Origin of the sequence: Pseudomonas folii (assembly GCF_014357575.1) — a bacterium.
GTDB classification, from domain to species: domain Bacteria; phylum Pseudomonadota; class Gammaproteobacteria; order Pseudomonadales; family Pseudomonadaceae; genus Aquipseudomonas; species Aquipseudomonas folii.
On record NZ_JACONW010000007.1, the window covers coordinates 57,707 to 74,967 of the forward strand.

Annotated in this window: 15 protein-coding genes and 1 pseudogene; 11 read left to right on the plus strand and 5 right to left on the minus strand. The window is 56.9% G+C overall.

The window, feature by feature from the left end:
* Positions 1–23 precede the first annotated feature (23 nt).
* The 3 genes from H8S59_RS03125 to H8S59_RS03135 all read left to right on the plus strand — a co-directional run bounded on the left by H8S59_RS03125 (position 24) and on the right by H8S59_RS03135 (position 4,363).
* Positions 24–521, plus strand: coding sequence for an RNA polymerase sigma factor (locus H8S59_RS03125; RefSeq protein ID WP_095100733.1), 498 nt, complete (start codon positions 24–26; stop codon positions 519–521).
* A gap of 136 nt (positions 522–657) precedes the next feature.
* Entirely contained in the window at positions 658–1,623 is a 966-nt protein-coding gene (locus tag H8S59_RS03130) for a FecR family protein (RefSeq protein ID WP_187520486.1), read from the plus strand.
* A 322-nt stretch (positions 1,624–1,945) separates the two neighbouring features.
* Positions 1,946–4,363, plus strand: a complete 2,418-nt coding sequence (locus H8S59_RS03135; RefSeq protein WP_187520487.1) for a TonB-dependent siderophore receptor — start codon at positions 1,946–1,948, stop codon at positions 4,361–4,363.
* Between the two features lie 175 nt (positions 4,364–4,538).
* Here H8S59_RS03135 and H8S59_RS03140 read toward each other — a convergent pair whose 3' ends face one another.
* Positions 4,539–5,831, minus strand: coding sequence for a PQQ-dependent sugar dehydrogenase (locus tag H8S59_RS03140; protein ID WP_187520488.1), 1,293 nt, complete (start codon positions 5,829–5,831; stop codon positions 4,539–4,541).
* On the minus strand, positions 5,828–6,256 hold the full coding sequence (locus H8S59_RS03145; RefSeq protein WP_187520489.1) for a DUF2231 domain-containing protein: 429 nt from the start codon (positions 6,254–6,256) through the stop codon (positions 5,828–5,830). The genes H8S59_RS03140 and H8S59_RS03145 overlap by 4 nt, the downstream gene beginning before the upstream one ends.
* Before the next feature lie 271 nt (positions 6,257–6,527).
* On the opposite strand from H8S59_RS03145, the gene H8S59_RS03150 reads away from it, so the two are divergent.
* The 3 genes from H8S59_RS03150 (at position 6,528) to H8S59_RS03160 (ending at position 8,416) form a co-directional block, all read left to right on the plus strand.
* Positions 6,528–6,935 carry a hypothetical protein gene (locus H8S59_RS03150; RefSeq protein ID WP_187520490.1) on the plus strand — a complete coding sequence of 136 codons (408 nt, stop codon included), beginning with the start codon at positions 6,528–6,530 and terminating at the stop codon, positions 6,933–6,935.
* A 91-nt stretch (positions 6,936–7,026) separates the two neighbouring features.
* Positions 7,027–7,551, plus strand: coding sequence for a hypothetical protein (locus H8S59_RS03155; protein WP_187520491.1), 525 nt, complete (start codon positions 7,027–7,029; stop codon positions 7,549–7,551).
* A gap of 127 nt (positions 7,552–7,678) precedes the next feature.
* Positions 7,679–8,416 carry a leucine-rich repeat domain-containing protein gene (locus H8S59_RS03160; RefSeq protein ID WP_187520492.1) on the plus strand — a complete coding sequence of 246 codons (738 nt, stop codon included), beginning with the start codon at positions 7,679–7,681 and terminating at the stop codon, positions 8,414–8,416.
* 273 nt (positions 8,417–8,689) lie between these two features.
* Here H8S59_RS03160 and H8S59_RS03165 read toward each other — a convergent pair whose 3' ends face one another.
* Positions 8,690–11,815, minus strand: coding sequence for an efflux RND transporter permease subunit (locus tag H8S59_RS03165; RefSeq protein WP_187520493.1), 3,126 nt, complete (start codon positions 11,813–11,815; stop codon positions 8,690–8,692).
* Entirely contained in the window at positions 11,815–12,978 is a 1,164-nt protein-coding gene (locus H8S59_RS03170; protein ID WP_187520494.1) for an efflux RND transporter periplasmic adaptor subunit, read from the minus strand. The genes H8S59_RS03165 and H8S59_RS03170 overlap by 1 nt, the downstream gene beginning before the upstream one ends.
* A gap of 150 nt (positions 12,979–13,128) precedes the next feature.
* Between H8S59_RS03170 and H8S59_RS03175 the strand changes: the two genes are divergently transcribed.
* The 4 genes from H8S59_RS03175 to H8S59_RS03190 all read left to right on the plus strand — a co-directional run bounded on the left by H8S59_RS03175 (position 13,129) and on the right by H8S59_RS03190 (position 16,193).
* Positions 13,129–13,833 (plus strand): response regulator, encoded by a 705-nt coding sequence (locus tag H8S59_RS03175; RefSeq protein WP_187520495.1) that lies wholly within the window; start codon positions 13,129–13,131, stop codon positions 13,831–13,833.
* 50 nt (positions 13,834–13,883) lie between these two features.
* Positions 13,884–15,194, plus strand: a complete 1,311-nt coding sequence (locus tag H8S59_RS03180; protein ID WP_187520496.1) for an ATP-binding protein — start codon at positions 13,884–13,886, stop codon at positions 15,192–15,194.
* 75 nt (positions 15,195–15,269) lie between these two features.
* On the plus strand, positions 15,270–15,716 hold the full coding sequence (locus tag H8S59_RS03185) for an NUDIX domain-containing protein (protein WP_187520497.1): 447 nt from the start codon (positions 15,270–15,272) through the stop codon (positions 15,714–15,716).
* 54 nt (positions 15,717–15,770) lie between these two features.
* Positions 15,771–16,193 (plus strand): hypothetical protein, encoded by a 423-nt coding sequence (locus H8S59_RS03190; RefSeq protein ID WP_187520498.1) that lies wholly within the window; start codon positions 15,771–15,773, stop codon positions 16,191–16,193.
* On the opposite strand, the pseudogene H8S59_RS03195 reads toward H8S59_RS03190, so the two are convergent.
* Positions 16,168–16,458, minus strand: a pseudogene (locus tag H8S59_RS03195) (glutathione transferase); the annotation flags it as partial. The gene H8S59_RS03190 and the pseudogene H8S59_RS03195 overlap by 26 nt on opposite strands.
* A gap of 218 nt (positions 16,459–16,676) precedes the next feature.
* Here H8S59_RS03195 and H8S59_RS03200 point away from each other — a divergent pair.
* Positions 16,677–17,246 carry an RNA 2'-phosphotransferase gene (locus tag H8S59_RS03200; protein WP_214658182.1) on the plus strand — a complete coding sequence of 190 codons (570 nt, stop codon included), beginning with the start codon at positions 16,677–16,679 and terminating at the stop codon, positions 17,244–17,246.
* Positions 17,247–17,261 lie beyond the last annotated feature (15 nt).

Genomic DNA, 17,261 nt, shown 5'->3' on the forward strand with positions numbered 1-17,261 from the left:
TCCATGCCAGTTAAGGTGGCCTCATGTCCGGCTCAGATCTCAAGGCGTTATATCTTGCCCATCGCGGAGAAATTCAGGCTTATCTGGATCGTCGCTTGCGTTGCAAAGAGACCGCTGCCGACCTGACACAGGACACTTTCATCCGCCTGTCCGAGCAGATGAACCGGACGCGCATCGAAAACTTTCGCGCTTACCTGTTCTCCAGTGCTCGCAATCTCTTTATCGATCACACGCGACGTCAGGAACACCGCAAAGCCGAGCCGCTGGACTTGCAGGACATGAGCGAAGCCGAGCAGCGAACCCCGACGCTTGAGCAAGCGGCCATTGCCAACCAACAACTGTCGGCCCTCAGTGAAGTGATTCAGAGCATGCCTGAGCCTTGTCGCGAGGTGTTTCTGATGGTGCGGGTCGAAGGGCTGACTTACGTAGAGATTGGTGAGCGCCTGGGGATTTCCTCGAAAACTGCCTTCAGCCGCATGGTCAGAGCCCTGGATTTATTGAAGCTCGGTATGCCCGAGTGAACGCCGTTATTTGCTTACTCCGCTGCCAACCGCCGTGCGACTCCCCGAGCAGCAAGGCGTCTGGGCAACGGACGTATGCAGGTGCGCTGGATTACACTGCGCCGACAGCACCGGCCCACCCTGAATTGACTGACCTATGAGCGCTGAACCTCCGATTCTCCACCCCTCCGCTCCGCAGCCCGATGACGTGAGTCATCAGGCCAGTACGTGGTTTGCCTTGATGCATGGCGGATCACCGACTCCGGCCGAGCACGAAGCGTTGGCGGCATGGCTCGACGCTGATCCTCTGCAGGCGCAGGCGTATGCCCGCCTCGAAAAATTGTGGGCAGCCTCAGCCCTTGTGGCTAAACCGACTCCGCCTGCGGTCGACACTCAGTTATCCCGGCGCCGCTTTGTCGGATTAGGCGTAGCGGCGTGCGCTGTTGCCGTCACCGCCAGTGCAACGACGCTCTGGCTCAAGGGCATCGGGTCACCGTTCGCGGACTTGCGTACCGCTGTGGGTGAACGGCGGACGGTGCGTCTGGCAGACGGGTCAACGGTGGAACTCGCAGGCAATACAGCCCTGAATATCGACTTTTCTTCAACACAGCGTGCTGTGGAATTGCTCCAGGGCGAAGTATTTTTCAACGTCGTGCCCGCCGCTGTCGGCGAGCTTTCGATCAAAACGGAAGCGGGCCAGGTATTGGCCAACAACGGCGAGTTCTGCCTGTCATGCGAGGGTGCGAGCACGCTGCTGACAGTGAGTCGGCCCACGGTGCGCGTGGTCACCGCGAGCCAGCAGTTGGACTTGGGCGAGGGACTTTCACTGCGCTTCAGTGCCGACCGGACGGAAGCAATCCAGCATGCCGATCTGGATCAGGTGCTTGCCTGGCGCAACGGCCGACTGGTGTTCTTCGACAAACCGCTGAGCGCACTGGTCAGCGAGCTTCAACGCTGGCGCGAAGGAAAAATATTCATCGCGGACCCACACCTGGCGGCGCGACGTGTCAGTTTGATTCTCAACCTGAATCGACCTGACCAGATGCTGGATGTGCTTTCCAAAGCCCTGTCAGTCAGGATGACCCGCTACACCGACCTGGTGACCATCATTCACGCCGCCTGATCGTCAAAGAGAGCCAGTAAGAGCGGCTTTAGCCGCGAGGCATTGATTATGACCGGGATATGGCAGCGCACGTGCTGGCGCCCTCCCGGCTAAAGCCGGTCCTACGGGTGCGGGTTCACGTTGGTAGGAGCGGCTTCAGCCGCGAGGCATTCTTCCGGCTAAAGCCGGTCCCACGATGGTTTCCAATCCCCAACATTCATCTCCAACAGACACCCGCCACAAATATTTCAAAACATCGTCAGGTATTGCCAAAGGTCATCCGTCTTAGATGTGACTGATAGCTGTTCGCATATCCATGCGCATCTCATAGGGAATAACCTGAATGGCAAAGCACCACAATCCTGGGCGTAAAACCGGCATGCACTGGCGACTTGGCGCCCACGGCGCAATTCTCGCCTGCACGCTGCTCGTTGGGGCCATTCAGGCACATGCGGCACAAGGTAATGCTGCGGACAGCTCGGTAGACAAGCTGTCACTCAATATTCCCGCTCAGCAACTGCGCCAGGCCTTGTTAGTGTTCAGCCAGCAAACCGGGCAAAACGTGCTGCTGGATGGCAACCTCGATGCGGGTTTGCGCAGCACGGCTGTGATGGGCTCCTACTCGGCGGAAGAAGCCTTGGCCGGGTTGCTCCAAGGCAGCGGCTACAGCTTTGCCCGCACGGACGCGGCAACCTTATATCTGGTGCCGGTTGCTCAGGCCCCCATCACCAACGAAGTGAATCTGCCCGCCACGCAGATTCAATATCGCATCACCCCGGACAGCATCCAGAGTTTCGGCTATCAAGGTAAACCCGTCTCCAGTACCACCCGGCTCGGCCTGAGCGATAGAGAAACCCCGCAAGCGGTAACTGTCGTGACACGCGAGCAGATGGACGATTTCCAACTCAACAGTGTGAAAGAAGCCCTGCGCAACGCGCCCTCGGTCACCGTCGAACAGTTCGAAACGGATCGCACTGCCTTTACCTCTCGCGGTTTCACCATCGAGAACTTTGAATACGATGGCATGGGCATGCCATTTTCTGGAGGCGTGCTGCTCGGCGATCAGGACATGACCGAGTTCGAACAGATCGACGTGCTGCACGGCGCCAACGGGCTCATGAGTGGCGCGGGCAATCCGTCGGCTACGGTCAATTTTGTTCGCAAGCGCCCTACCGATACGTTCCAGGCGAAGGTCGATGCCAGTGCCGGTTCCTGGGACAACCGTCGGCTGGGTCTGGACGTCTCCGGCCCGTTGACGGACAGCGGTAACGTGCGCGGACGCTTCATCACCGCGCATGACAAAGGCAATTCATACCTGAACCGCTACAGCCATGAAGTCAACGTGGCGGCAGGCCTGCTGGCTTTTGACCTGTCCGACGCCGACACCCTCACCGTAGGCTTTTCTCAGCAAGACAGTTATTCAAACGGCAGCACCTGGGGCGCCTTGCCAATCGCGGACTTCGCGGGCAATCGCATTCACTACAGCAGCCGCAGTTCCAGCATCGGCCAACCCTGGACGTACTGGGACATCCACACCAAACGCGCCTTCGCCGAACTGACCCACGACTTCGAGAACGGCTGGGCCAGCAAGATCACCCTGACCGGGGTCAGTCAGCATCAGGACACCAAGATGCTGTACGCCATTCCGGCAACAGCGACAGACGTTTTTGCCTACGTCAATCGCACCACTAGCACCGAGCATCAAGTGATCGGCGAGGCTCAGTTGTCCGGGCCTTTCAGCCTGTTGGGCCGCGAGCACCAATTGACCGTTGGCGCCAATTACGGGCGCACTCACCATAAGGAGCGCGGCCACTATAAAGATGTCTCCGGCTACATCATGGCCAGCCTTGAGGACGCCCTGGCCGGTGCGGTTGTACAACCGGCCTTTGATTTCACCAACGACGTCAACACCCAGCTTTTCACCGATCGGCAGAAAAGTGTGTTCGCCGGTGCGCGGTTCAGTCTTACCGATGATCTGCACTGGATCGCCGGAGCACGCATGCTCAGCGCTGATGGCGAAGGCGCGGGATATGGCTCGCCCCACGATACCCGCGTACATGGCAAGGTGACGCCCTACACCGGGCTGGTTTATGACCTCACGCCACAATGGAGCCTTTACACCAGCTGGACCGAGATCTTCAAACCGCAGTACGTGCGCAGTGTGGGTGGCGGAGTGCTTCAGCCACTTGAAGGCAAAAGCACCGAAGTCGGCGTGAAGGGTCGTCTGCTCGATGAGCGGCTGACGATCACGGCTGCTGTGTTCAAGACCGACCAGCAAAATGTCGCTGAGTCCGCCGGCATACAGGGCAGTCAATTTGTGTACCGGGGCGCTGACCTCAAAAGCCGCGGCATAGAACTGGAGGCGTCCGGTGAAGCATTGCCCGGCCTGGAAATGGCAGGCGGTTACACCTTTGTACGAATCGAAGACGCCAATGGCGATGAAGCGCGCAAATACATCCCCACTCATACCGTGCGTGGAAGCCTGACCTACCGCCTGCCCGCCCTGCCTCAAGCCAGGGTCGGCACCCGCTTTCAGTGGCAAAGCGGGACCGAAGTCGACACTAACAGCAACGTCCGGCAGGACGCCTATGCACTGGTCGACCTGATGGCCAGCTACGACTTCGATGACCATTGGAGCACGTCGTTGAACATGAACAACGTCACCGATCAGAAGTACCTGCTGTCGCTGTATCAGTCCGCTGGTTCGACCAACTACGGCTCACCGCGCAACCTGACGGCATCGGTGACCTGGAAGTATTAAGTTGATGTTGCCTATTTGAGAATCGCGGCTGTCGCGAAGCAAACACAGACCTGTAGGAGCTGCCGAAGGCTGCGATAGCGGTGCGTCAGGAGTATCGCCATCGCAGCCTTCGGCAGCTCCTACAGGAGTTTGCAATAGATGCCCCGAGGCGACCTTCCGCCTCGGGACACTGGACTCAACGATTACGCGTCACTCTCCAGACGGTGTTGGCAAGATCGTCAGCAATGATCAATGCACCTTTCGGGTCAACGGTCACACCCACCGGACGACCGCGGGTTTTCCCGTCAGCACCGCGGAAACCGGTCGCAAAATCAACCGGTTCACCCGCAGGGCTACCGTTGTTGAACGGCACGAAGATCACCTTGTAGCCCACCGGATTCGGACGGTTCCAGCTGCCGTGCTCGCCGACAAAAACACCGTTGGCAAACTTGTCGCCCATGGCCGGAATGGAGAAGTCTACGCCCAGCGCCGCAACGTGCGAGCCGAGGCTGTAATCCGGCTTGATCGCCGAAGCGACCTTGTCAGGGTTTTGCGGCTGCGCACGCGGGTCGACGTTCTGGCCCCAATAACTGTAAGGCCAGCCGTAGAAACCGCCCTCCTTCACTGACGTCAGATAATCCGGCACCAGATCAGGCCCCAGCTCGTCACGCTCATTGACCACCGTCCACAACTTCCCGGTTTCAGGCTGAATGGTCAGTGCTGTCGGGTTACGCAGGCCAGTCGCATAAGGTTTGTGCGCCCCAGTCTCGGCATCGATCTGCCACACCATAGCGCGATCAATCTCGACTTCCATGCCCCGCTCAGTGATGTTGCTGTTCGAACCAATACCGACATACAGATAACGGCCATCCGGACTAATGGTCAGCGCTTTGGTCCAGTGGTGGTTGATCTGCGACGGCAAGTCGGTGAGTTTGGTCGGAGCGCCGCTGGCTGTGGTCTGTCCGTCCTGGTAATCGAAGCGCACCAATGCGTCCTGATTGGCGACGTAGAGCTTGCCATCAGCAAACGCCAGGCCATAAGGCGCGTTGAGATCTTCAGCGAAAATCGTCTTCGTCTCGTAATTGCCGTCGCCGTCTGCGTCACGCAGCAACGTCAGACGATTGCCGCCTTTGACCTGCGTATTGCCCTTGGCCTTGATCACACTGGCAATCACGTCCTTGGGTTTGAGCTTGGCCGCACTGCCGCCGCGCCCTTCTGCGACGAGGATATCGCCATTGGGCAGAACGAGGGTCTGACGCGGAATTCTCAAATTGGTCGCGATCGCCGTAATGCTAAAGCCCTCAGGAACCGTGGGTTTCTGATCCCCCCAAGCCACAGGTTCAGCAATCTTCATGCTCGGTAGCAGCGTGCGCTGCGGTTCCGGCAGTTTCGGATCAGGGCCACGTGCCTGAGTGCTTTCGCCATCGCCACCACAAGCACTCAACAACAGTGCCACGCTTATAAGCGTCAGTGCGCCTGAATGCTTCATTCCGCACCTCCCGAACGCAGATTGGTGAGCCCGGTCCACGCGGCAACAACGGACAACAGCGTCACGACTACCGATAGAATCAGCCCTGTGGGCATCATCGCCCAAGCGTCTTTCGCATGCTCAAACGCGTTGATCAAACCCAGTGCCCAAGTGACCAGCAGGAGCACGAAATACGCTACCGGACGGCCAGCCTTGTGGTCCGCACGGATCAGATTGACCAGTGCAAACAACAACGCCAAACCACAGAACAGTAGCCCTCCGGCAATCAGCCAGGAGGCAAAGTTGGCCCACTGAATCTGGTAGGTCTGGGCGTAAGCGATGTCACTCAGCAAAGCGCCGAGAAACAGCGGGACGGTACCGGCAAGCAAGATCGCGTGTAGCGGGCTCGGTGTAGTCCGGTAAAGGGGGTGAGTGGTAACGGTCACGGCGGCTCCTTATCGTTGAGCGACCCTGAGCAATAACCAGCGCAAATGCACTGGCAGACAGGGCCGCGCTGACTGCGCAAAGAAAAGGATCGTTGTGCCGACGCGTTAGTTCAGTGCAGTTCGTGTCGAAATGTTTTGAAAAACAGTCTGAAAAATAGATTATCCAGTTCGTCCATAGGCTGAGCGTTCGTAATACTCGTGCGAGTTATCGGACACGCGTCAAGGCCAACAACAATCCCGAAACTGTGAATGCAACGTAAAAGGACTTCAAATGAAAACCGACTGGCAACAAATTCGGGACATGATGAACACCGTCATCGACAGCTGCGAACAGATCGAAGCGGCTGGATACCGCGAGGAGCATCGCAGCGCGACTGTTGAAATCCAGAACGTTCATTATTCAGTTCAGGACTTTTTAATCAGCGCCTGGACGCTACCGGAGAACATTCGCTACCAAATCATTCGCGAGCGCCATGAGCGTGGCGCTGATCTCCCCTATGTCCCGGAGGCCGCGCGCATTCTTGTCGCGATGGCGCAGGCCTGCTCGGAACTCGTCGGCGCAGCAGAGGCAGCTCCGGCCCAGAAAGCGATTGCTGGAATGAATCATTGGTTCAAGGCTTATGCAATACCCAATGTGGTAACTGCCATTGAGCAGGCGAAAACGAAGGCTCAAGGTTAGTTAATCCAAAGCCGTTCAGCCGCCTGCCTGCTAGCATCCATCCGATAAACCCGGCAACAGCCGGATCTGAATTCCAGGGAATCATTCTCTTGTGAACAACCGCCATACCGCAACGCCCGACAGGAGCACTCAGGACCTCATTAATGCGCGCAAGCTGATTGGCCGAAAGGTGCTAGGGGTTTTGCATGATCAATATTATTTCAATAGCGAAAAATGTCTGATCGGTAAAGGGTCGATTGAGTGGCAACTCGGCGAGCACGGTCACCTGTCAATGTATCTGCTGAGTAACGGTGAAAGCGTGGGTGCGGATTTGCTCCCGCTTGTACCTCCCATCCCCTTCGACCTTGAGTCTGGAGACACCTGCTCGTGGCTTAGACAGGATTTACTTCAGGATCTAGAGGCCTCTCATCTGGTCAACATTGCCGTTGAAGACGTCATCGGAATGGTTGATACATGGCCAAATCAAAAAGGACACTTGGTGGGTTTCAAGATCCTCTTCATGACCGGAGACTTCATCATTTTCCTGAATCAAGGTGATGAGGAAGCCGTTCTGCTGAACGAACTACCCCCTGAGTCAGACGAGATAACAACAACCTGGGTGTCCCATATTGAGTAACGCTTGGGGACTCACTCTACAAACAGTGGAACCTGACCTGAAATCAATCCGGTGAATCGCGAGCATGCCTATACCCGGCGCCCTACACGCTCACTCACGTCATGAAACAGTTGGGTAGATCCGAACAATGGCTTTACTACTCGATAGAGAATTCGCCGAACACGAACTGGCCGAAAAAAACGAGCTTGATCTCAGGAATATCTCAACCAGGGTATGGCCGGTCGTCCTGTCCAGATGCAAAGCGATTGAGCTCCGCCTTTACAACGTAAAACTATCCACACTCAATGGAATCGAGAAGCTCACAAAGACGCGCCGCTTAAGCTTGGAGTGGGCGAATAAAATTGAATCGCTTGAACCTGTTTTCAGGTTGAAAGGTTTGACGCATCTGAAAATTGTAGACTTCCCAAATCTGCATCGACTTGACGGAATTGAAACCCTGAGCGAACTCACCGAATTACGTCTGTCCGGAAATCCGGGTGGGGGAGCTTCGCCGCTGCGCCTTGACTCAATCGAGTCGGTATCGCGTATTCCCAATCTCACCAGGCTTTCCATAGCGAATATGAAGCTCGAGACCGACGACATTTCCAGCCTTGCTCGCTGCTCGAACCTTCGGTATTTGAGCCTGACAAATCAGTTCCAGCGGACGCAGATCGCATTCCTTGCAGGCAAGTTAAACGCGCAGCTCGCTGAACCGCTGACTGCGCATGTAAAAACGCATCTGCGCTGCGTCAAGTGTGATGCCTTCACCTCAATGTTCACCGGGCGCAGAATGCCTTTCCTCTGCCCTGTTTGTGATGCGCCACGGTTTGAAAAACTGACTCTGCAGTTCGAACAGATGGTGGTCGACGCATCATCTGCTGACTGATCAGTCGGCATCTTCTTTACAGATTTACCGCTATCGCGAGCAAGCTCACTCCTACGGGGTTCATGTGTGCTTCACGGACACCGGGCGCCCTCTCACAAAAAAACACTTATCTGATTTGGAATACTTTTATCTGTAGGAGCGCGCTTGCCCGCGATAGCGTCAGCACAGCCAATATATTTATTGACTGAAAGACCGAATCGCGGGCAAGCGCGCTCCTACATGTCCCCGTTTGCTGGGCGCGCCAACACTCCGGCAACGGCAAGCAGCGACAACTTACTCACGCGCAATGCCCTCGTCGACTTTCGCCTTCGGCCTGACCCTTTCCACCATTCCCATGACCAGCACAAAGAACACCGGGACGAAAACCACTGCCAGGGTTGCCGTCAACATGCCGCCGATCACGCCGGTGCCGATGGCCTGCTGGCTGGCGGAGCTGGCACCCGATGCGAAGACCAGCGGCACTACGCCGAGGATGAATGCCAGCGAAGTCATGATGATCGGTCGTAGCCGCAGGCGCGCAGCGTGAATGCTCGCCTCGACCCGACCCATGCCCTGGTCATGCAGGCTCTTGGCAAACTCGATGATCAGGATGGCGTTCTTCGCTGAAAGACCAATGATGGTGATCAGTCCCACTTTGAAAAACACATCGTTGGGCATGCCGCGCAAGGTGACCGCCAGCACCGCACCGATGATCCCCAGCGGCACCACCAACAGCACCGCAGCCGGAATCGCCCAGCTTTCATAGAGCGCGGCCAGACACAGAAACACCACCAGCATCGACAGGCCGAGTAACAGCGGTGCCTGACCGCCCGAGATACGTTCCTGCAACGACAAGCCAGTCCATTGCAGGGCAAAACCGGATGGCAAACCCGAAGCCAGACGCTCCATTTCTTCCATGGCCTCCCCCGTGCTATGACCCGGCGACGGCTCGCCGGACAGGCTCACTGAGGGATATCCGTTGTAGCGATTGAGCTGCGCAGGCCCTCTGGTCCAATTGACGTTGGCAAAGGCCGAAACCGGGACCATGCGGCCCTGACTGTTTTTGACCTCCAGCTTCAGCAGGTCATCCACCTGCTGTCGGCGATCACCTTCACTTTGTACGATTACTTGCTGCATGCGACCCAGATTCGGGAAGTCATTGACGTAAGCAGAACCCAACGACGTCGACAGCACGTTGGCGATGTCGGCAAATGAAATGCCCATGGCATTGGCTTGCTGACGGTCCACTTCAATGTTGACCTGCGGGGTTTCCGCCAGAGACGCCTCGCGCACGTTCTGCAGAATCGGACTTTTACTGATCCTGCCCAGCAGATCGTCACGCGCCTGTCGCAATGCGTCGTAGCCTTGTGAGCCACGATCCTGCAAACGCACCTCGAAACCACCCGATGTGCCCAGCCCTTCCACCGGTGGCGGCAGCAGACTGAACACCATGGCGTCTTTCAGGCCAAAAAACACAGCGCTGGCGCGGTCGGCAATGGATTGCGCAGAATCCTGTGCAGCCCGTTCCGACCAATCCTTCAAGGTGGTAAACGCCAGCGCTGCGTTCTGCCCGCTCCCGGAAAAGCTGAAGCCGAGAATCATCACCGTGTTGGCGATACCGGGTTCCTGCGCGTTATGCGCCTCGATCTGTTTGGCGATTTCAATGGTGCGGTTCTGGCTGGCGCCCGGCGGCAGTTGAATATCCGTGATGGTGTACCCCTGATCCTCCACCGGCAGGAACGAGGACGGCAGACGGGTGAACAGCGCACCCATGATGCCCACCAGCACGAGGAACACCAGCATGTAGCGACCCAACTGGCGCACCGCTTTGCTCACCCAGCTCTCATAGCCGTCGCTAAAACGCTCGAAATGCCGGTTGAACCAGCCAAAAAAGCCTTTCTTCTCGTGATGTGAATCGGCAGAAATCGGCTTGAGCAAGGTCGCGCACAGTGCCGGAGTCAGGCTCAAGGCAAGAAACGCCGAGAACACAATGGCGACGGCCATGGAGATGGAGAACTGCTGATAGATCACGCCCACCGAGCCGGGCATGAAGGCCATGGGGATAAACACCGCGGTCAGCACAAGCGTGATGCCGATAATCGCGCTGCTGATTTCGGTCATGGCCTTTCGGGTAGCCTCCTTGGGCGACAACCCTTCCTGCACCATCAGCCGCTCGACGTTCTCCACTACCACAATCGCATCGTCCACCAGAATGCCGATGGCCAACACCATGCCGAACAACGTCAGGACGTTGATCGAAAAACCAAGCACATACATCACGGCAAATGTACCCATCAAGGCAACCGGCACCACAAGAGCGGGAATCAGCGTGTAACGAATGTTCTGCAGGAACAGAAACATCACGAGGAATACCAGCACCATGGCCTCGACCAGGGTGTAGATGACTTTGGTGATCGATACTTTGACGAAGGGCGAGGTGTCGTAAGGGATGTCGTATTTCACCCCGGCCGGGAAGTACCGGGACAGCTCATCCAGTTTTTCCCGCACTTGAGTCGCGGTGTTCATGGCGTTGCCCGCCGGGGCCAACTGCACCCCCACCGCGACTGAGGCCTTGCCGTTGAGCCGGGTGGCGAAGTTGTAGTTCTGGCCACCGACTTCAACCCGGGCCACGTCGCCGACGGTCACGTTGGAGCCGTTGGGGTTGGCTTTAAGCACTATCGAGGCGAATTCCTGCGGCGAGCTCAACTGCCCTTTGACCATGACCGTCGCAGTCAGCTCCTGATCGGATGAAGACGGCAAGTCGCCGATGCTCCCGGCTGAAACCTGCACGTTCTGTTCGGAAATCGCGAGACTGACGTCAGCCGGTGTGAGGTTGAACGCCACGAGCTTCTGCGGATCAATCCAGACCCGCATCGCGCGTTCGGAGCCGAACAACTGTGCTTTGCCCACACCATCAAGACGCTTGAGTTCGTTGACCACATTACGGGTCAGGTAGTCACTCAGGGCAATTTCATCCAGACGCCCGTCCATGGAGGTCAACGTCGCGATCATCAGAAAGCCCTCTGAGGTTTCCTCGATCTGCAAGCCTTGTTGGGTGACTGCTCGAGGCAAACGTGGCTCGACGACTTTCAGCCGATTCTGCACGTCGACCTTGGCCAGCTCGGGATCAGTGCCCGGCTGAAACGTAACGGTCATGGTGGCCGTACTCTGACTACTGCTGGAACTGAAATACAGCAGGTGATTAACACCGTTCAGTTCCTGCTCGATCAGGCTGACTACGCTTTCATCAATGGTCTGAGCGGACGCGCCGGGATACGTGGCCGTCAGCTCGATTTGCGGTGGTGCGACGCTGGGGTACTGGGCGACAGGCAGTTTGGGTATCGCCAACAGCCCCGCGAGCACAATGAACAATGCGATGACCCAGGCAAAGACCGGCCGATCAATAAAAAACTGCGGCATTACTTCTGCTCCTGATCGGAGGCTGGCGCACCCTGTTCTTCAGCGGTCACTGCCGCTCCGGGCTGAACATGCTGCAGACCCGACACCACCACCCGGTCTCCCGCACTGAGACCGGTTTTCACGATCCAGCGATTGTTCTGCACGCCACCCAGCTCAATAGGACGCTCCTGAGCTTTGCCTTCCGCGTCGACGATCAGCACCAGCGCTTTGCCGGCTGCGTCGCGTTGCACAGCTCGCTGAGCGACAGTAATACCCTCTGCGGTACGCGCCTGATCCAGCGTCACCCGGATGAAACTGCCCGGCAACAGCTCGCTTTGCGGGTTGGGAAATTCGCTGCGCAGCACGATCTGGCCGGTACTTTCATCAACGGTCAGGTCGGAGAACAGCAACTTGCCTTTGATGGGATACGGGCTGCCATCCTCCTGGATCAGCGTCGCGGTGATCTGACCTTGTTCCAGTTGCTGCAACTGGCCTTGGCGCAACGAGCTGCGCAGCTCGCTGATCTGTCGAGTGGACTGATTGATGTCGGCATAGATGGGCTGTAATTGCTGAATGGTGGCCAGCGGGGTCGCGTCGCCCTGCCCCACCAGCGCGCCTTCAGTCACCATTGCCTTGCTGATACGCCCGGAAATGGGCGCGGTGACGGTTGCATAGCCCAGGCTCAAGCGCGAGCGTTTGAGGGCCGCGCGGCTTGAAGCCACGTCCGCATCGGCTTGCAGAAAACTGGCGCGGGCGTTTTCAGCCTCCTGGCGGCTCACGGCGTTGATCGTCACCAGTTCGGCGTAGCGTTCTGCCTGCAAGCGGGTTTGATACTGGTTGGCTTCTGCCTTGCGCAGAGCGGCCTCAGCGCTGTCGACATCCGCCTGAAACGGCGCAGGATCAATGCGAAACAGGACATCGCCCTGTTTAACGTCAGTGCCCTCGCGATAAACCCGCTGCAGCACGATACCCGCGACTCGCGCACGAACCTCGGCGGTGCGCGGCGAAACCAGACGCCCATTCAGTTCTGTGGTGATGGTCAGGGGCTGAGTCTTGACGGTCTCGACGCTCACGTGTGGCGGTGGCATTTCCTGCCGCGCAGGTGGCTCACCACAGCCGGTCAGCGCAACAAGACCGGCACACAACAGCAAACGGCATGGATCGAGACGAAAAAAAGACTGCATGATGGCGTTCCCCTGAAGATAACGCCATGCTAAAGACGCGCGCCAGGGCGCATGTAAACAAGTGTTGGAAAGATGTGAAGAAGTGTTAAGGCTTCGTACCAACATGGCACGCCATGGTTATGCTGCTCACTTTGCGAAACGGCCCGAAGAATGACCAGGATAATGCTTGTCGAGGATGACGCGGCGCTGTCTGAGCTGATTGCCAGCTACCTGCAGCGCTTCGAATACGACGTGACGGTGATCAACCGTGGCGACCGGGCGCTTGAAGGCATGCATCGGCTGCGGCCGGACCTGGTCATACTCGACCTGATGCTGCCAGGGCTGGATGGCCTGCACGTATGCCGGCAACTGCGAGACGAAAAACCGGGTTTGCCCATCATCATGCTGACCGCCCGCGACAAGAGCGACGACCAGATACTGGGTCTGGAAACCGGTGCCGATGATTACGTTGCCAAGCCCTGTGAGCCCCGCGTGCTATTGGCCCGGATTCGCACGCTGTTGCGACGCAGCACACCCGCCGCCACACCTTGTGAAAACAGCCAGCAAATCGTGCTAGGCCAACTGCTCATCGACCAGACTGAGCGTCAGGTGCAATGGCGCAAGCAAGACGTGGAATTATCGTCAGGTGAATACAACTTGCTCCTGGTACTTGCTCGTCACGTGGGTGAAGTCCTGAGCCGGGATCAGTTGATCCAGCAACTGCGCGGCATCGAGTTCAATGGGGTCGATCGATCGGTGGATGTGGCCATTTCCAAACTTCGGCGCAAGTTCGAAGACGCTCCGGGCGAACCGCGCAAGATCAAAACCGTCTGGGGCAAAGGTTACTTGTTGAGCCGTTCCGAATGGGATGAGTAACCCGTTCACCGCCCTGTCCTCCTTCTGACCTTCACAGTTGATCAATCGCCATGTTCAAGATGCTCGCCCGGCTTTACCTGATCATGCTGGTGACGTACGGCGTAGCGCTGTATACCGTGCCAGAACTGGTGCTGAAACTGTTCGATGAGCGCACAGTCACCTACAACCAGCAGCAGATCAAAGGCACGCTGCGGCTGATTCAGGTGCGTTTCATGCACACACCGCAAAACCAATGGCCCGCGCTCGAACGCGAGCTGCATGAAGACTTTGCCCCCCTGCAGCTCAGGGTCATCCCGCTGACTGATGCGAGCCTGAGCGACAGCGAGCGAGCCGACCTTGTGCAAGGCAAGAACGCCGTGCGCAGAGGCTATTACGGCGAATGGGGAACGGCCTTGACACTGCTGCCCGGTGATAAAGTCATCAAGCTGGTATCTCCGGATCCCCCTGTCGATATCAACGTTATCTACTGGCTGATGAATATACTGGTGGGTGCGGCACTGCTGGCGTGCCTGTTGGTCTGGGTCTGGCCACACTGGCGTGACCTGCAACGACTCAAGCGCACGGCGATGATGCTGGGCAAGGGTAACCTCGCCGAACGCACGCAAATATCACCGCGCTCGAACATCGGCGACCTGGCCCAGGTGTTCGACAAAATGGCTCAGGACATCGAAGGCCTGCTCAATCAGCAGCAAGAGCTACTGAATGCCGTCTCCCATGAACTGCGCACGCCTTTATCAAGGCTGGAGTTCGGCATGGCGCTGGTCATGGCCGACCCGCTGGAGCCGCCGACAAAACTGCGGCTTGAGCAGATGCTCAATCATGTGCGGGAGCTGGACTCGCTGATTGACGAACTGCTCTCCTATACCCGCCTGCAATCACCCTATCAACGTCCAGACCTGCAAGAGGTGCCCGTGCAGGCGTATCTGGACAGCGTACTGGGCGGCTTTATCGAAGAGCAGGAAAGCCGGCACTTCAGCTTGATTCTACAATTTGAAACCACCCCGGAACGGTTCGTGCTCGACCCGCGCCTCACCGCACGGGCACTCCAGAACCTGATCAACAATGCGATTCGGTACTGTGAAAAGCAGGTCAAGGTCAATGCGCGCAGGCATCCTGAAAACGGCCTGGTGTTCAGCGTCGAGGATGACGGCATCGGTATCCCTGCCAACGAGCAGGAACGCATCTTCGAGCCGTTTTACCGAATGGACAGAAGCCGTGATCGCGATACAGGCGGGTTCGGGTTGGGGCTGGCAATCAGTCGACGCGCCATTGAATGCCAGGGCGGGAAAATCACGGTGGGGACATCGGCAATGGGGGGTGCAAAATTTGAAGTGTTTTTGCCGACCTCAACAGACAGATAAGCGCATGTAAGGGTATTGCCCTGTAGTCAACCGAACCGGACGTATCATGAGGGTTTCTTAAAGGAGTTTCACGCAGTGTCACAGAAGCACATACGTCCAATCGCGATCTGCATCTTTCATCATCGTGGCAAGATTCTGGTCAATCACTTCTACGACGACGCGAAACAACAAACCCTTCACCGCCCTATCGGTGGAGGTATTGAATTTGGCGAAAGAAGCTCTGATGCCATTGTCAGAGAGGTACAGGAGGAAATGGGACTGACCATCCACGCGGTACGTTTGCTTGGAACACTGGAGAGCATCTTCATCTACGCCGGTAAACCAGGACATGAAATCGTTCAGGTGTACGACGCAAAGTTCGACGATGTACTGGTTTACGAAAAACTGTGGCTGGACGGCCAGGAAAGCGATGGTGCCCCTTTCAAAGCCAAGTGGTGCGACAGCACTGACTTCAGCCCCGAATCCCCGCTGGTCCCCGAAGGGCTGCACGACTTGCTCAAATCCCTTTCTTTGTTGAATTAGCAGGGCTAGAAACTCTAAATCGTCATCCTTCACGCAGAACTCCAAGAGATCGCAATGGACATTGAACGTCTCCTGAAAAAGCGACAACTGAACGTGCAAGAGCAAAATGCCTTGGTTGCACACCGGCTCAAAGGTGTCGCAAAGAGCTGGCTGGAACTGGGAGTTCCTATTGCACTGGCACGGTATGGAGAGAGCCAAGGGGTCGACTGGTCAAAAACCATCGTGCTTGAACTTGATGTCGACTTTCCCGGCATGCCAAGTCTGTTCGGTCTTTTACTGACCCAAACCGACGAGTTCATCGCGTTTGAGATGTACACCGATAGCACTCATCAGCACGTTGAATCGGTGGATCAATGGGAGAATGTCTCGGCTGATCAAGACTACGCGATCTCAAAACGCGGCACTGGAAAAGGCTTCGCTGCAATTGCTCTACAGGTCAGACGTGAACTGATTACAAAGGCGGACGCTGCAACTTGACCCACTCCTGCACACTCGGCCGTTGCCACTGGCGCTGGGCGTATTCCACCAGCCCAGACGGTACCGAGCCGCCATTGAGTATCAGACGGTTCAGCATCACGGCCAGATCCACATCGGCAACCGACCATTGGCCAAACAAGTACTCGGGGCTATCCGCAAGCAGCGCTTGTGCAGCACTAACCAGCCTGCGTTTTGCGGACTCGCCATCGGGCGATAACGGGCCTGCCTTCAAGCCATAGAACACAACCAGTGTGGATCGCTCCTTAGGGGACTGGTCAATTGCGAGTCAACATACAAGCGCAGGCTATTCACAGGGTCATCTCCTTATGCAGAAGACGACACGCTACGAGGTTCATGGAGATAAATAAATTCATGATTTTCATGGGCGTATTCCAATGCGGAATAAAGACAGACACGCTTGCGCGTTCGCGTTTCGCCAAGAACAATAACGCGCCTGAACACGATGAAATAAGGACATTTTCCTTGAATAAAAAACAACGAGACGACCTCAGCAAGTTTCTCAGCTATGTGCTGCGCCACGGTCCTGAATCCATTGGGTTAACACTGGATCGCGACGGTTGGGCCGACATCGGCAACCTGATCGAAAGCGCCGGACAGCACGGCCAAACGTTTGATCGCCCGATGCTGATCGAGGTAGTGGATACCAATGAAAAGAAGCGTTTCACGGTCTCCGAAGACGGCCAGCGTATCAGGGCTGCGCAAGGTCACAGCACCGCACTTGTTCAGCTGCAACATGATGAAAAAGTGCCGCCCGCTGTGCTTTATCACGGCACCGCCGAGCGTTTCATGGCGTCCATCGAGGCACAAGGGCTGATCCCTGGCGGCAGACATCATGTTCATCTCTCGGAACATCAAGAAACCGCCGTCGAGGTAGGCAAGCGGTATGGAAAGCCCGTTCTGCTTACCGTAGACACTCAAGCCATGAGAAAAGCGGGTATGCAGTTTTTTCAGGCTGACAACGGCGTGTGGTTGGTGGAGTCTGTGCCGGTTGAGTTTCTGAGCAGAACTTCAGTTGAGTCTTGGCTGCGGTGATTCAGTTCTATCGTC

Coding starts and splice junctions, on each gene's coding strand:
- H8S59_RS03125 (WP_095100733.1), top strand. CDS start 24: ATGTCCGGCTCAGATCTCAAGGCGTTATATCTTGCCCATCGCGGAGAA.
- H8S59_RS03130 (WP_187520486.1), top strand. CDS start 658: ATGAGCGCTGAACCTCCGATTCTCCACCCCTCCGCTCCGCAGCCCGAT.
- H8S59_RS03135 (WP_187520487.1), top strand. CDS start 1,946: ATGGCAAAGCACCACAATCCTGGGCGTAAAACCGGCATGCACTGGCGA.
- H8S59_RS03140 (WP_187520488.1), bottom strand. CDS start 5,831: ATGAAGCATTCAGGCGCACTGACGCTTATAAGCGTGGCACTGTTGTTG.
- H8S59_RS03150 (WP_187520490.1), top strand. CDS start 6,528: ATGAAAACCGACTGGCAACAAATTCGGGACATGATGAACACCGTCATC.
- H8S59_RS03160 (WP_187520492.1), top strand. CDS start 7,679: ATGGCTTTACTACTCGATAGAGAATTCGCCGAACACGAACTGGCCGAA.
- H8S59_RS03165 (WP_187520493.1), bottom strand. CDS start 11,815: ATGCCGCAGTTTTTTATTGATCGGCCGGTCTTTGCCTGGGTCATCGCA.
- H8S59_RS03170 (WP_187520494.1), bottom strand. CDS start 12,978: ATGCAGTCTTTTTTTCGTCTCGATCCATGCCGTTTGCTGTTGTGTGCC.
- H8S59_RS03175 (WP_187520495.1), top strand. CDS start 13,129: ATGACCAGGATAATGCTTGTCGAGGATGACGCGGCGCTGTCTGAGCTG.
- H8S59_RS03180 (WP_187520496.1), top strand. CDS start 13,884: ATGTTCAAGATGCTCGCCCGGCTTTACCTGATCATGCTGGTGACGTAC.
- H8S59_RS03190 (WP_187520498.1), top strand. CDS start 15,771: ATGGACATTGAACGTCTCCTGAAAAAGCGACAACTGAACGTGCAAGAG.